General features: G+C 68.9%; 13 protein-coding genes. 8 read left to right on the plus strand and 5 right to left on the minus strand.

What is annotated here, in order from left to right; genetic code table 11:
- Positions 1 to 3: 3 nt before the first annotated feature.
- Positions 4 to 1,173, minus strand: coding sequence for an efflux RND transporter periplasmic adaptor subunit (locus tag HLA95_RS04710; RefSeq protein WP_191058841.1), 1,170 nt, complete (start codon positions 1,171 to 1,173; stop codon positions 4 to 6).
- A 233-nt stretch (positions 1,174 to 1,406) separates the two neighbouring features.
- On the opposite strand from HLA95_RS04710, the gene HLA95_RS04715 reads away from it, so the two are divergent.
- Positions 1,407 to 2,069: a TetR/AcrR family transcriptional regulator gene (locus tag HLA95_RS04715; protein ID WP_191058842.1), complete on the plus strand. Its 663-nt coding sequence runs from the start codon at positions 1,407 to 1,409 to the stop codon at positions 2,067 to 2,069.
- A gap of 146 nt (positions 2,070 to 2,215) precedes the next feature.
- Positions 2,216 to 2,563 (plus strand): hypothetical protein, encoded by a 348-nt coding sequence (locus HLA95_RS04720; protein WP_191058843.1) that lies wholly within the window; start codon positions 2,216 to 2,218, stop codon positions 2,561 to 2,563.
- Positions 2,564 to 2,579: 16 nt separating this feature from the next.
- Here HLA95_RS04720 and HLA95_RS04725 read toward each other — a convergent pair whose 3' ends face one another.
- Complete coding sequence (locus HLA95_RS04725; RefSeq protein WP_191058844.1) at positions 2,580 to 4,223, minus strand: calcium-binding protein; 1,644 nt, start codon at positions 4,221 to 4,223, stop codon at positions 2,580 to 2,582.
- Positions 4,224 to 4,463: 240 nt separating this feature from the next.
- A complete protein-coding gene (gene hemH / locus HLA95_RS04730; RefSeq protein WP_191058845.1) occupies positions 4,464 to 5,543 on the minus strand; it encodes a ferrochelatase in 1,080 nt (359 codons plus the stop codon).
- 150 nt (positions 5,544 to 5,693) lie between these two features.
- Here hemH and HLA95_RS04735 point away from each other — a divergent pair, with 150 nt between their 5' ends.
- A complete protein-coding gene (locus HLA95_RS04735) occupies positions 5,694 to 7,085 on the plus strand; it encodes an aminotransferase (protein ID WP_191058846.1) in 1,392 nt (463 codons plus the stop codon).
- A gap of 48 nt (positions 7,086 to 7,133) precedes the next feature.
- Here the strand turns inward: HLA95_RS04735 and HLA95_RS04740 are convergent, their stop codons facing one another.
- On the minus strand, positions 7,134 to 8,069 hold the full coding sequence (locus tag HLA95_RS04740; RefSeq protein WP_222182616.1) for a hypothetical protein: 936 nt from the start codon (positions 8,067 to 8,069) through the stop codon (positions 7,134 to 7,136).
- 163 nt (positions 8,070 to 8,232) lie between these two features.
- Positions 8,233 to 8,973, minus strand: coding sequence for a hypothetical protein (locus tag HLA95_RS04745; protein ID WP_191062492.1), 741 nt, complete (start codon positions 8,971 to 8,973; stop codon positions 8,233 to 8,235).
- 330 nt (positions 8,974 to 9,303) lie between these two features.
- Here HLA95_RS04745 and HLA95_RS04750 point away from each other — a divergent pair, with 330 nt between their 5' ends.
- Genes HLA95_RS04750 through gnd form a run of 5 tightly spaced genes read left to right on the plus strand, consistent with a single transcriptional unit; the run spans position 9,304 to position 13,615 of the window.
- On the plus strand, positions 9,304 to 10,314 hold the full coding sequence (locus tag HLA95_RS04750; protein ID WP_322100100.1) for an asparaginase: 1,011 nt from the start codon (positions 9,304 to 9,306) through the stop codon (positions 10,312 to 10,314).
- Between the two features lie 23 nt (positions 10,315 to 10,337).
- Positions 10,338 to 10,949, plus strand: coding sequence for a ribonuclease HII (rnhB, locus tag HLA95_RS04755; RefSeq protein WP_222182679.1), 612 nt, complete (start codon positions 10,338 to 10,340; stop codon positions 10,947 to 10,949).
- A gap of 46 nt (positions 10,950 to 10,995) precedes the next feature.
- Positions 10,996 to 11,580 carry an orotate phosphoribosyltransferase gene (pyrE, locus tag HLA95_RS04760; RefSeq protein ID WP_222182621.1) on the plus strand — a complete coding sequence of 195 codons (585 nt, stop codon included), beginning with the start codon at positions 10,996 to 10,998 and terminating at the stop codon, positions 11,578 to 11,580.
- A gap of 4 nt (positions 11,581 to 11,584) precedes the next feature.
- Positions 11,585 to 12,157, plus strand: a complete 573-nt coding sequence (locus HLA95_RS04765) for a DUF2062 domain-containing protein (RefSeq protein WP_222182623.1) — start codon at positions 11,585 to 11,587, stop codon at positions 12,155 to 12,157.
- Between the two features lie 24 nt (positions 12,158 to 12,181).
- Positions 12,182 to 13,615 (plus strand): NADP-dependent phosphogluconate dehydrogenase, encoded by a 1,434-nt coding sequence (gene gnd, locus HLA95_RS04770; RefSeq protein WP_191060676.1) that lies wholly within the window; start codon positions 12,182 to 12,184, stop codon positions 13,613 to 13,615.
- Positions 13,616 to 13,711: the final 96 nt, after the last annotated feature.

A 13,711-nucleotide genomic window follows, 5' to 3' on the forward strand; every position in this document is an offset into this window, starting at 1 on the left:
TCCTCAGTTTTCCGTCGCCGCGACTTCGACCTCGACCTTGCCGGCCTCGGGCGTCACCTTGGCCCCTGGCCGCGCCCGCACGAGCCCGTCCACGATCACGTCGTCCTGGCCGGTGATGCCTTGGCGCACGACGCGCAGGCCGTCATGGAGCGGTCCGATCCGCACGACCTTGGGCTGTACCACCCCCTCGGCATCGACCGTCATGATCAGCTTGCGCGCCTGGTCGCTCAGCACGGCCCGGTCCGGCACCAGGATCGCCTGGTAGGGCTCGGAGCCCGGCATGCCCAGGCGGCCGAACTGGCCGGGTGTCAGGAACAGGTCGGGGTTCGCGACGATCGCGCGGGCGCGCAGCGTGCCGCTGGCCGGGTCGATCCGGTTGTCCAGGAAGTCGAGCGTGCCCTTGAGCGACCAGTTCTGCTCGTCGGGCAGGCGCAGCGAGACCTCCACCTTGCCGTCGCGCTGGGACGCCATCCGGCCCTCGGCCGCGGCCCGGCTATAGGCCAGGAACTCGCTCTCGCTCATGTCGAAGTCGAAATAGATCGGGTCGAGCGCCACGATCGTGGTCAGGATGGTGGCGGACGGCTCGCCCGCCACCAGGTTGCCGACATCGACCAGCCGGCGCGAGATCCGGCCATCCAGCGGCGCGCGCACCTCGGTGAACTCCAGGTCGAGCTTCGCCTTGGCCAGTTCCGCTTCCGCCGACTGCACGCCGGCATCGGCCACCTGCTTGTCCTGGAGGCGCTGGTCGAAGGTCGCCTTGGCGACTGCGGAACTCGACACCAGGGCCCGGGACCGCTCCAGGTCGGTGGCGGCCAGTTGCTGCCGGGCGCGGGCACTGACCAGGTTCGCCTCGGCCTCCTGCAGCGCATTGCGGAACGGCCGCTGGTCGATGACGAACAGGAGGTCGCCCTTCTTGACCATCTGGCCGTCGGTGAACGCGATCTGGTCGAGATAGCCGGACACCCGGGCGCGCACGTCGACGATGGCATAGGGGTTGAACCGGCCGGTGAACTCGTCCCGGTCGACGATCTCCTGGACGAGCGGCTTCGCCACGGTGACGGCGGGCGGCGGGGGCGCCGCCTCGGCCTGTTGCTGGTCGTCCTCCCCGCACGCGGCAAGTGCTGTCAGGGCAGCAAAGGCGGCGCCGATGCGCCAGATCCGACGGGTCGTCATGACTGTCCCCCACCTGCGGCATGCAGCCTCCGAGGCCGGCCCAGGTCAGGGCTGGCAACGATAGCCTCGGGCATGATGATTTCCCAGGTTCTGTATCAGTTGCTACGAAATGGGCAGCGATAAATGCACGTCAAACCCTGGGGATGGTGACAAATATCACTTCCCGCCGTTGCGCCCCCGCCCGGGTGCCGGACCTTGCTCACGGTCCATGCGGCGCCAATCTATCGTCCATCATGACCCATCCCGACGATTCCTGCCTGAAGCGACGCGGGCGGCCCCGTTCGTTCGACCGTGCCGCGGCACTCGAGCAGGCCATGCTGCTGTTCTGGCGCCAGGGCTATGCCGGAACCTCGATCGCCGACCTGACCTTGGCCATGGGCATCAGCCCGCCCAGCCTGTACGCCGCGTTCGGCGACAAGGAGCGGCTGTTCCTGGAGGCGCTCGATCGCTACCAGGGCGACGTGCTGAGCTCCGCTGCCCAGATCATGGCCCAGGCGCCGAGCGCCCGTGCTGCGGTCCTGGCGGTACTGCGCGCCACGGCCGACCGGCTGACCCGCCCGGACCTGCCGCGCGGCTGCATGGCGGTAACCTCGGCGATGAATTGCGGCGAGGAGTTCAGCCATCTGGCCGAGGAGCTCACCCGGCGGCGCAAGGCGTCGCTGCAGCGGCTGTGCGACCGGCTGAACCAGGCGCTGGCGGAAGGCGAGCTGCCTGATGGCACCGACATTTCAGCCCTCGCCACCTTCTACCAGACCGTGGCGCAGGGCATGACGATCCAGGCGCGCGACGGGGCCAGCCGGGACGAGCTGCTGGCCACCGTCGACGCGGCAATGCGCGCTTGGCCCGGCGGGAACGAAGCGCAGCACGATCCGCAACCGGCCGACGCCATCGGCTAGGCCGGCAGCCCACGCCGTTCTGGGCGAGGCAGCCGGATCCGATCATTCCGTATCGATCAGGCGCCGGGGCCAGATGCCTTCCCAGCCAGCCCGGATCAGGGCAAACCTGCCCACAGGAACGCGTTCAGCTACGAGGTACGACCCGGATGAACATGCGACCCTGGCTGGCGGCAGCGGCGCTGGCGGCGCTGGTCGGCTGCAGCATCCTGCAGCCGCCGCTGCCCGACCATCCGGACGCCGTCGCCGCCATCGAAGCCTATTACCGGGCGCATGCCTGGGAGGAAGGTGCCCGCTGCATCAGCCCTTCGATGCAGGTGACCCAGGCCGACGTGCTCGAGGACACGTCCGACCGGCTGGTGGTCCAAACCCGCTACTACTGGCGCGACGGCAAGCGGTCCAGCAAGGCGGCCGGCTTCTGCTCCGGCTTCAGTACCAGGACCTTCACCCTCCAGGACGGCAGGGTGGTGGCCATGACCGGCGAGCAGCGGCACTGAGGGCCCAGCACCGTCGCTACCCGATCGCGATGTCCTGAGCATCCAGGCTGTTCACGCCAAGCAGGGTGAGACGGTCGCCGCTCAACGTGCCCTTCAGGTCGTCGCCCGGCGGCAGCGTGGCGTTGAGGAGCGCTGAAAAGTCAATCACCAGGCTGCGCACACCTTCGACCAGCTTGCTGTCGGCAAACTGGTCCAGCCCGCTGATCTCGCCGTCGCCGTTGGTGTCCAGCACGTCGAACAACGCGCCCTGGGCATAGGACACTACGCTGCCGCTGCCCTCGGCGCGGGCGCTCCAGACGAGCTTGTCCTCGCCCGGACGGAAGTCGGTGATGGTGTCGGCGCCGGTATTGTCCGGATTGAAGTTCGGAGGATCGTCCGGCTCATCCCCATGACGGTTGACCAGGTAGCGGAAGGTATCGCTCCCGCTGCCGCCCGTCAGGCGGTCGTCGCCTTTGCCGAAGCCCCCCTCCAGCAGGTCGGCCCCTGCGCCGCCGTTGACCTGGTCGTTGCCGATCTTGCCGTCGATGAAGTCGTTGCCGTCGTTGCCTTCCAGTTCGTCACCGGAGAACCCGCCGGTGATGGAATCGTTGCCGCCCAGGCCGAACAGGGCGATGGGCGTGTTCAGTTCCTCCTCGCTCGAGATGACGCCGCGCAGGGCATCGTCATGCGCCGTACCCCGCACCCGTTCCACGCCCGTCAGCGACTCGTAGGTCAGTGTCTCTTCGAGTTCCGGCCAGGAGCCAGGCGCATAGGCCGAGGCCAGATGAACGAAGACTCCGCGCGCTTCGCCGGCATAGGAGACCGTGTCGATCCCATCCCCGCCGATGAACGTGTCGGCGCCTGCCTCGCCATAAAACAGGTCGTTGCCGGCACCGCCTTCCAGCACGTCGTCGCCATTGCCGCCCCGCAGGACGTCGTTGCCTGCGTCGCCGCTGATGAAGTCGTTGCCGTCATTGCCTTCCAGCTCGTCGCCGGCACTGCCGCCGACGATGCGGTCGTTGCCGCCCAGGCCGAAGAACGCCAGCGGATTGTCCCAGGTAATGGGGAAGCCGTCCTCGATCTGGGCGAACATCAGGTCGTCGTGGTTGCTGCCGCGCACCCGCTCCACGCCTTCGAGCCGCTCCACGATCGTGGGGTCGACCATCTCGGGATCGCCATTGGCCGCATAGTTGCCGACCATGTGCACGAAGACGCCATACGACTCGTGGACGAACGAGACCGTGTCGATCCCGTCGCCACCGAGGAACCGGTCGGACCCGGTCCCGCCGTAGAACAGGTCGTTGCCGGCGCCACCTTCCAGCAGGTCGTTGCCGCCATCCCCGCGCAGGATGTCGTCGCCGGAATTACCCCGTAGGACATCGTTGCCGGCCCCGCCGGCCAGGTCGTCGTTCCCGGCGCCACCCCAGAGATAGTCGCGGCCGGCATCGCCAAACAGCGTGTCATTGCCGCCGTCGCCGAACAGCCGGTCGTCGCCCAGGCCACCACCCATGCGGTCGTTGCCGTCACCACCGTAGAGCGAGTCGTTGCCGGCCTCGCCATACAGGCGGTCATTGCCGGCAAGGCCTCTTACGGTGTCGTTGCCGCCGCGCGCCCAGATGACGTCCGCGCCGGTCGTCCCGCGCAGCGACTCTGCGCCGCTGGTACCATTGATGCTGGCCATGGAACTGTCCTGCGGTGGTGGCCTCATCCATCGACATGATGAAAATAACGTTAAGAGTACGTCATCATTCGATGTGGCGCAACCTACTCGGAGGTCAGCTCGCGATCTCGACTCGGCTCCTGTGGCTACTTGTCAGATTCAGCTAGTGGTGACGCTGGCGGCCAAGCGCGGCTGCCTTCCGGGAATGGCAGCCGCGCGCTGGCCGGAACGCCGCTCCGGGAGCCGGCCAGTCGGCCCGGCTTACACCCAGCCAGCCAGCTCGCGCTCGACCAGTTCGACGATCAGCCGGATGCCCGCGTCACCGTCGTTCAGGCAGGGGATGTAGGTGAACTGCTCGCCGCCTGCATGGGTGAAGATCTCGCGGTTCTCGCCCTCGATCTCCTCCAGCGTCTCCAGGCAGTCGACCGAGAAGCCCGGCGAGATCACCGCGACCTTCTTCACGCCCTGCTTGGGCAGGGCGGCCATGGTCTCGTCCAGATAGGGCTGCAGCCACTCGTCCGGCCCGAAGCGCGACTGGAAGCAAACCTGGGTCCGCTCCGGCTCCAGCCCCAGCTCGGTGAACACCAGCCGCGCGGTCTTGTGGCACTGGCAATGATAGGGGTCGCCGCGCAGGAGGTACTCCTTGGGCATCCCGTGGAAGCTCATCACCAGCTTGTCCGGCTGCCAGTCCAGCCCGGCCAGATGGTCGCGGATGCTGTCGGCGATCGCCCGGACATAGCCCGGATGGTCGTGATAGGGCGGTGCCGTGCGCAGGGCCGGCTGCCAGCGCATGTTCATGAGCTTCTTGAACACCACGTCGCAGCCGGTGGCGGTCGTGGCGGCGCTGTATTGCGGGTAGAGCGGCAGGAGGACCAGCCGGGTGCAGCCCTGGCGGAACAGCCGCTCCACCACCGCCGGCAGGGCCGGGTTGGCGTAGCGCATCCCGAAATCGACGACCACGTTCGGGTAGCGCTCGGCCAGGACCGCCTGGACCTTCTCGGCCTGGGAGCGGGTCACCGTCTTGAGCGGCCCCTCGTCCAGCTCCTTGTTCCAGATGGTCTCGTAGTCCTTGCCCTTGCGGCCGGGCCGCTTGGTCAGGATCACGCCCTGGAGCAGAGCCTGCCAGAGCAGGAACGGCTTCTCGATCACGCGGCGGTCGGACAGGAACTCCGACAGATAGCGGCGCATCGGCCAGTAGCTGGTCCCGTCCGGCGTGCCGAGATTGGACAGGATCACCCCGATCTTCTCGCGGAGGACGGGCGGATGGCCCGGTGGCAGCGGGCCGGTGGCGGCGGCTGGTGGCGCAACGCGGCTGCCTGGCCGCTCGATCTGCCCGATCATCGATCCCCCTCCGGACTGGCACCTGCCAGATAATGCCCAACCGGCCATGTGCAAGTGCGGGACAAGGCCGCCGCCGGCGGGGGTGGCCCTGGCCCGCCGCGGGCCCTACCATGAAGGCCAATCCCGTTGGCTTCATGGAACGCCGCCATCATGACCCAAGCATCGACCCACGCGCCGAATTCGCTCGCGGCCCGCGACATCGCCTATCTGATCCATCCCTACACGAACCTGCGCGTTCACGAGAAGCAGGGCCCGCTGGTGATCACCAAGGGCAAGGGTGTCTGGGTCGAGGACGATGACGGCAAGCAGTACATCGAAGGCCTGGCCGGCCTGTGGTGCGCGGCGCTGGGCTTCGACAACAAGCGGCTGGTCGAGGCGGCGCGCCGCCAGATGGAGGTCATGCCCTATTCGCACCAGTTCGCGCACCGCTCGACCACGCCGGTGATCGAGCTGGGCGAGAAGCTGCTGGCGATGGCCCCGGACAGCCTGACCAAGGTCTGGTTCGTCAATTCCGGATCCGAGGCGATCGACACCGCGATCAAGCTGATCTGGTACTACAACAACGCCAAGGACCGGCCCGAGAAGAAGAAGATCATCAGCCGCCGGCGCGCCTACCATGGCATCACGCTGGCAGCGGGCCACCTGACAGCACTGGAATATGCCCGCAAGGGCTTCGACCTGCCGATGGCCGACCGGTTCCTGAACGTCACCCCGCCGACCCTGTACCGTGAGGGCCAGCAGGGCGAGACCGAGGAGCAGTTCACCGACCGGCTCGCCCAGGAGCTGGAGGACCTGATCCAGGAGCATGGCGCCGACACGATCGCCGCGTTCGTCGCCGAGCCGGTGCAGGGTGCTGGCGGCGTGATCGTCCCGCCGGACAGCTACTTCCCCAAGATCCTCCCGATCCTGAAGAAGCACGACATCCTGTTCGTGGCCGACGAGGTGATCTGCGGCTTCTGCCGGACCGGGCAGATGTTCGGCTCGCAGACCTACGGCATCCAGCCGGACCTGATGACCGTCGCCAAGCAGCTCTCCTCGGCCTACCTGCCGATCGCGGGCCTGCTGATGAGCGACGAGTTCTACCAGGTGCTGGCCGACCGCTCGGCCGAGCTCGGCAATATCGGCATGGGCTACACCTATGGCGGCCATCCGGTCGCGGCGGCGGTCGCCCTGGAAACGCTGAAGATCTACGAGGAGGAGGACACGCTGGGCCACGTCCAGTCGGTCGCCCCGCACTTCATGAAGCGCCTCAAGGCCATGGAGCAGCACCCGCTGGTCGGCGAGGCGCGCGGCGTGGGCCTGATCGGTGCGGTCGAGCTGGTCAAGGACAAGGCGACCCGCGAGCAGTTCCCGGCCGCGGCCAAGGCCTCGGTCACCGCGGTCAATGCCTGCCTGCCGCACGGCCTGATCCTGCGCGGCCTGCCGTTCGATGCGATCGGCATCTGCCCGCCGCTGATCATCAACGAGGCCGAGATCGACCAGCTGTTCGACCGGCTCTGGTCGGGCCTGGACGACGCGATGGACAAGCTGCAGGCGGCCTGACCGCCTCCTGAAAAGGCAACGGCCGGGCACCCCTGCCCGGCCGTCCGCTCAGATCGCGCAGGCCTTCCGACCCTTTTCCTGGAGGAAGGCCTTCGTGTGCAGCCACCAGGGCGACTGGCTGTTCCAGTCGGCGCGCAGCCGCGTGCCGTCCGGCTTCACGATCAGCGTGCCCCACAGGCACATGCTGTCGGCCAGCTCGTAGGCGATATCGAGCTGCTCGCGGAAGAACGCGCCGGGCAGGAGCTGGCCGCGCAGCGATTCCGGCTTGGCCAGGTCGTGATACTGCGGCCAGAGCCACGGCATCACCGGCTTGTTGTAGATCCGGGCCTCGTTGATGATCGTCCGGGCGAACTTCGCCCAGTTCGCCCGGTTGGCCTCATAGGCGTGGAACATCGGCATGATCCAGTCGCACTTGGCGGCCAGCGGGCGCATCTTCTCGTTCTCGCTGCGCTGGTAGGCCAGCCGCTCGCCGCCCTTCACATAGTCGGCATAGCGGGGCTTGGGCATGATCCCGTAGAGCGAGAGCTTGGTGTCGGCCGGGACGCGCTCGCGGACATAGTCCATCAGCCGCATGTATTTGGGCCGCTCGCGATCGGATGCGGCGTTCCAGCGCTCCACGTCCAGCGTCACCATCTTGTGGTTCTTCGCCTTGATGTCGGCGATGACCTTGTCGAGCTTCCCGTAGTCCGGCTCCTCGCCGGTGATCAGCGCGTTCTGGTAGTAGATCGGCATGCGCGGCATGCCGCAGCCGGCCAGGCTGGCCGGGCCGTTGTTCCAGCGCATGCACTCCCAGACGATGAAGTTCTTCTTGTCGGGCGTGGGCGTAGGTGTGGGAGCCGGCGTCGGGTTGGGCGGGGGCGTCGGCGTCGGCGTCGGCGTCGGGCTGGGCGCCGGCCGGCCGCCGCGCAGGTCGGACAGGAGGCTGGTGAGCGCCGGCGCCGTGGGGGTGGCGACCATCCCGGCCAGGAAATCTCGTCGCTGCATTGCCGCTTTCCAGAATAGAGAACCGGTCGATCGTCCCCGCAGGGCCGCCACGACGACATCGATTTCCGGTAATTGGTCAGGTCTTGCCCGCAGATAGCCGGCACATCAACCGGGCGGGTGACCGGCCGCCCCGCATGGAGCGGCCGCAATACAATCTATGCCATTAGAGTTTGCAACTCTTCGATGCATTTCCGGTTGCCTTGAGGAAGACCTGCGTCTCCCGCCACCAGCTTGCATTGGGCTGCCAGGTCAGGCGCTGGATCGGGCCGCCGCTCTGCGCCACCCGCGTGCCCCACAGGCAGACCGCATCCGCCTTGGCCCGGGCCTTCTCCAGCTCGCTGCGGAAGAAGCCGCCCGGGATCAGCTTGTAGCGCAGGCTCTTGTCCGGCGACTGGTCGTGGAACTGCGGCCAGACCCAGGGCATCACCGGCTTGCCGTAGGCATTGGCCTCCGCGAGGATGATGTCCGCGAACTTCGCCCAGCGCGTCCGGTTGCCGTCATAGGTGTAGAGCGAGGGCATGATCCAGTCGCACTTGGCGGCCAGCGGGCGCATCGCGTTGTTGGCGCTGCGCTGCCGGGCGAGCCGGCTGCCACCGGCCACATAGTCCGGATAGGCATAGCCCGGCATGATCCCCCAGTAGCCGAGCTTCACCGAGCTCGGGATCTTGGAGCGGATCCGCTCGATCGAGCGGATCAGCTTGTCCCGCCCCGACGCCGTGGCCGGGTCCCAGCACTCGATGTCGAGCGTGACGATGGCGGGCCTGGCCGAGCGGATCTGGGCCGCGACCTTGTCCAGCTTCTTCAGGTCCACCGCCTTGTTGGTCACCAGCGCCGATTCGTAGAAGATCGTCATGTTGCGCATGCCGCAGGCGCTGAAGCTGCCGGGCAGCTTGTCCCAGCGCATGCACTGCCAGACGGGGAACTTCGAGGCAGCAGCCGCAGGCTGGCTCAGGGACGGCAATGCAGCCGCGGTGGAAAGGCCAAGCAGGCCCCCGAGAAAATGCCGCCGTTCCATGCTTGTCATACTTATTTCCGGAGATTGGAGTGTCACACCTGCTTCATCCGGAAACTGGGGCACAAGTTACCTTCGGACCAGTGACAATCCCGTAGGAGCGGGTCTGCCCTGCTCCCGGCGCAGGTCCCCCGCGCGCCGCCGCCCGAGGCTTGCGCCGCCGCCCGGCCCATGCCACGCGCACAGCCGCGTGCATGTTGGCTTCGGCATCGGAGGAACAGGGTGGACGATCCGGTCGCGGTGCTGGTGACCCGCGGCGGCCATATCGAGAGCCGCCATCGCGGCCGCTTGGCGGTCACCGACCGCACCGGGCGGCTCGCGCTGGCGCTGGGCGATGTCGCGGAGCCGGTCTTCCCCCGCTCGGCGATCAAGTCGTTCCAGGCCGTGCCCCTGGTGGAGACCGGGGCCCTGGACGCATCGGGCGGCGATGCCGCCGACCTGGCGCTCGCCTGCGCCTCGCACAACGGCGAGACCCGCCACGTCGCGCGGGTCAGGGCGTGGCTGGCACGGGCCGGCCTTGCCGAGACCGACTTGCGCTGCGGCAGCCACCCGCCGCTCTTCCCGGACGCCCAGAGGCAGCGCCTCCTGGCCGGGCAGCCGCCCTCGCCCTTGTGCAACAACTGCTCGGGCAAGCATGCCGGGATGCTGATGACAGCCCGCCAGCTCCAGGCACCGCTCACGACGTATCTCCAGCGCGACCATCCGGTGCAGCGCCGGGTCGACCAGGTGCTGCGCGAGCTGACCGGGATCGATCCCCTGCCCGCACCCGGGATCGACGGCTGCGGCGTGCCGTCCTGGCCGATCCCGCTCGATGCGCTGGCCGGCGCCGCCGCCCGCCTCGCCTGTCCCGACCGCCTGTTCCCGGCCCGTGCCGCGGCCCTGCGCCGGATCGCCAATGCGATGACCGCCCATCCCGACCTAGTAGCCGGCACCGGCCGGCTCTGCACCGCGCTGATGCAGGCCGCCCCCTGGATCGTCGCCAAGACCGGGGCCGAGGGCATCTTCCTCGCCGGCAACCGCCGCACCGGCCAGGGCCTGGCCTTGAAGGCGGTGGACGGTGCCACCCGTGCCGCCGAGGCGATGCTGCTGGGGGCACTCGGCCGGCTCGGCTGGCTGGACGGCGCCGAGCCTGGCGCCCTTGCAGCCTTCGGCGAAAAGCCGATCCGCAACGTGGCCGGGCTGGAGGTCGGCCGGATCATGCTCGCCCCGGCCTTCGCGGAGGCCATCCGTTGAGGATCACGGGCGGCGGGCCGGTCATGATCGCCGGCGTGGACGAGGTCGGCCGCGGGCCCTTGTGCGGCCCGGTGGTCGCCTGCGCGGTGATCCTGCCAGCGCCGGTGGAAGGCCTGGCCGACAGCAAGGCCCTGCGCGCCGCCGAGCGCCAGCGCCTCGCCGCCATCCTGCGCGAGCAGGCGATCGTGGCGCTGGGTGCCGCCTCGGTGCGCGAGATCACCCGGCTCAACATCTTCCACGCCTCGATGCTGGCGATGCGCCGGGCGGTGGCGCGGCTGCCGGTCCGCCCGGCCCGGCTCCTGGTCGACGGCAACCGGGTGCCGGACGCGCTCGACCTGCCGGCCGAGGCGATCGTGAAGGGCGACGCGCTGGTCGACTGCATCGCCGCCGCCTCGATCGTCGCCAAGGTGGTGCGCGACCGCGCGATGGCGCGCCTGGCCCTGCGCTGGCCGGGCTACGGCTTCGAGCGCCATGCCGGCTACCCCACCGAATTCCACCGCAAGGCCCTGCTGGAGCTTGGCCCCACCCCGCACCACCGGCCGAGCTTCAAGGGCGTGCTCGGGCCGGCCGAGATGGTGGCCGGGGACGAGGAAGCGATGGCCACAATGGACGAGCCCTCTGGCGCGATGGCGTGATTTCGTGGTCCAAGCGCGGCGGGCAGAGCAACGGGAAACGGGTCCGATGGATCAAGCAGCGGTCATGGCGGAATTCGAGGCGGCAGGCGCGCTGCTGCGCGGCCATTTCATCCTGACCTCCGGCCTGCGCAGCCCCGTCTACCTGCAGTGCGCCCGCGTGCTGATGGACCCGGCGCGCGCCGAGCGCCTGGCCAAGGCGCTGGCCGCGAAGCTGGCCGGCATCGAGGTCGACCTGGTGGTGGCGCCCGCCATGGGCGGCATCCTGGTGGGCCATGAGCTGGCGAGAGCACTGGGCGTGCCCTCGATCTTCACCGAGCGCGTCGATGGAAGCTTCACCCTGCGCCGCGGCTTTGCGATCCCGCCAGGTGCCAGGGTCGTGGTCGCCGAGGACGTGGTCACCACCGGCATGTCGACCAAGGAATGCATGGAGGTGATCCGCGCCGAGGGCGGCCAGGTCGTGGCCGCGGCCTGCCTGGTCGACCGCTCGGGCGGCCGCGCCGACCTCGGCGTGCCGCACCTCGCCTTGATGGCGCTGGACCTGCCAACCTACCAGGCCGACCAGCTCCCGCCGGAGCTCCAGGCGATCCCGCCGGTCAAGCCGGGCTCGCGACCGGGCCAGCCCAAGGCCTGAGCGCTTGCTGTTCGCGCGCAGCCGGCGCCCGGGCTTCTGGGAGCGCACCCGCATGGCCGTGCTGCCGCGCACCGGCCTGCGCCGCGCCATGCGCTACCGGATCCAGCGGATCGGCCGGATGGGCGGCTCGCCGCACTATCTGGCAGGCGGCGTGGCCCTGGGCGTGGCACTGGCACTCACCCCCTGGTTCGGCCTCCATTTCATGATCGCGGTGGTGCTGGCGCGGGTTCTCAGGGTCAGTGCGCCTCTGGCCCTGGCCTTCACGCTGCTGAACAATCCCTGGACCCTGCCGCTCGTGCTGATCGCCGACTACCAGCTCGGCCGGCTGATCCTGGGCGACAGCGCGGTGGGCCTGCCGCCGCTCGACTCGCTGACCTGGAACTATCTGCTGCACGAGGGCGAGGCGCTGCTGCTGCCGCTCACGGCCGGCAGCACGCCCCTCGCCGTGCTGGGCTATTTCGGGGTTTACTGGCCGCTGCGCCGCAAGGTGGCGCGGATGCAGCAGGACCGGCGCGCCCGCCTGGATGCGCGCCGCACCGCTGCCCTGGCGCTGGAGCCGGGCCGGATGGTCGTCTGATTGGGTTGGATTGGGAGGAGTCACATGTCGGAGCTAGCGGATCTCGGCGTCACCGGCCTTGCGGTCATGGGTGCCAACCTCGCCCGCAACGCGGCGCGCAAGGGCCTGAAGGTCGCCGTGCACAACCGCAGCAACGAGAAGACCGAGCGGTTGCTCGCCGAGCACGGCCACGAGGGGAACTTCGTCGGCAGCAGCTCGATGCAGGAATTCGTCGGCTCGCTGGCCAAGCCCCGGGTGGTGATCATCATGGTCAAGGCCGGCCAGCCGACCGACGCGGTGATCAACGAGCTCATCCCGCTCATGGAGAAGGGCGACATCATCGTGGACGGCGGCAACGCCCTGTTCAGCGACACCCGCCGCCGCGAGCGCGATCTCGCCGAGCGGGGCATCCTGTTCGTCGGCATGGGCATCTCGGGCGGCGAGGAAGGTGCCCTGGAAGGCCCCTCCATGATGCCGGGTGGTGCTCGCTCCGCCTGGGACCGCATCGCGCCCATGGTCACCAAGATGGCGGTCTCGGTCGATGGCACGCCCTGCTGCGCCTATATGGGCCCGGACGGTGCCGGCCATTACGTGAAGATGGTGCATAACGGCATCGAATATGCCGACATGCAGCTCATCGCCGAGGCCTACGACCTGATGCGCACGGTCTATGGCATGGGTGCTGCCGAGATCGGCGAGGTGTTCGCCTCCTGGAACACCGGCGACCTCGATTCCTACCTGATCGAGATCACCGCGATCGTCCTCGCCAAGCAGGACGCCGCCACTGGCCAGGCCCTGGTCGACCTGATCCGCGACGAGGCCGAGCAGAAGGGGACCGGCCGCTGGACCGCCCAGTCCGCCCTCGACCTGGGCGTGCCGATCACCGCGATCACCGAGGCCGTCTACGCCCGCGCCCTTTCCGGCCGCCCCGTCCAGCGCGCCGCTGCCGCCAAGGCGCTCGGCGAGATCAAGCCCGCCGGGAAGAAGGCCGGCCCGACCGAGATCGGGATGATCCGCGACGCGCTCTATGCGTCGAAGATCGTCGCCTACGCCCAGGGCTTCGAGCAGCTCGAGGTCGCATCCAGGACCTATGACTGGAACCTCGACCTCGGCACGATCGCCACGATCTGGCGCGGCGGCTGCATCATCCGCGCCGCCTTCCTCGACCGGATCAAGGAAGGCTATGCCGAGCACGGCGGCGCCCCCAGCCTCCTGCTCCAGCCCTATTTCCGCGACGGCGTGCTGAAGGCGGAGAAGGCTTGGCGCGACGTGGTGGTCCTGGCGATCCAGAACGGCGTCGCCGTCCCGGCCTTCGCCTCGTCCCTGGCCTATTACGACGGCCTGCGCCGCTCCCGCGGCCCCGCCAACCTGCTCCAGGGCCTGCGCGACTATTTCGGCGCGCACACCTACCGCCGCTTCGACAAGGACGGCAGCTTCCACACCCGCTGGTCGCAGGACGGGAGCGAGGTGGAGGTCTGAGCGAGCGCCGGCAACCCAGGCCGGCGCGCCCGTCTCTCCTGACATGCATCGGGGCGCCTGAAGGGGCCGGGAAAGTGCGGCGAGCGGGTCAGATGC

Origin of the sequence: Geminicoccus harenae (assembly GCF_019800005.1) — a bacterium.
GTDB classification, from domain to species: domain Bacteria; phylum Pseudomonadota; class Alphaproteobacteria; order Geminicoccales; family Geminicoccaceae; genus Geminicoccus; species Geminicoccus harenae.

Excerpts from the sequence above, each read along its gene's own strand:
- hemH (WP_191058845.1), bottom strand. The coding sequence starts at position 5,543 with ATGATCGGGCAGATCGAGCGGCCAGGCAGCCGCGTTGCGCCACCAGCC.
- HLA95_RS04710 (WP_191058841.1), bottom strand. The coding sequence starts at position 1,173 with ATGACGACCCGTCGGATCTGGCGCATCGGCGCCGCCTTTGCTGCCCTG.
- HLA95_RS04725 (WP_191058844.1), bottom strand. The coding sequence starts at position 4,223 with ATGGCCAGCATCAATGGTACCAGCGGCGCAGAGTCGCTGCGCGGGACG.
- rnhB (WP_222182679.1), top strand. The coding sequence starts at position 10,338 with ATGATCGCCGGCGTGGACGAGGTCGGCCGCGGGCCCTTGTGCGGCCCG.
- gnd (WP_191060676.1), top strand. The coding sequence starts at position 12,182 with ATGTCGGAGCTAGCGGATCTCGGCGTCACCGGCCTTGCGGTCATGGGT.
- HLA95_RS04735 (WP_191058846.1), top strand. The coding sequence starts at position 5,694 with ATGACCCAAGCATCGACCCACGCGCCGAATTCGCTCGCGGCCCGCGAC.
- HLA95_RS04745 (WP_191062492.1), bottom strand. The coding sequence starts at position 8,973 with ATGCGCTGGGACAAGCTGCCCGGCAGCTTCAGCGCCTGCGGCATGCGC.
- HLA95_RS04740 (WP_222182616.1), bottom strand. The coding sequence starts at position 8,069 with ATGCAGCGACGAGATTTCCTGGCCGGGATGGTCGCCACCCCCACGGCG.
- HLA95_RS04715 (WP_191058842.1), top strand. The coding sequence starts at position 1,407 with ATGACCCATCCCGACGATTCCTGCCTGAAGCGACGCGGGCGGCCCCGT.
- HLA95_RS04720 (WP_191058843.1), top strand. The coding sequence starts at position 2,216 with ATGAACATGCGACCCTGGCTGGCGGCAGCGGCGCTGGCGGCGCTGGTC.
- pyrE (WP_222182621.1), top strand. The coding sequence starts at position 10,996 with ATGGATCAAGCAGCGGTCATGGCGGAATTCGAGGCGGCAGGCGCGCTG.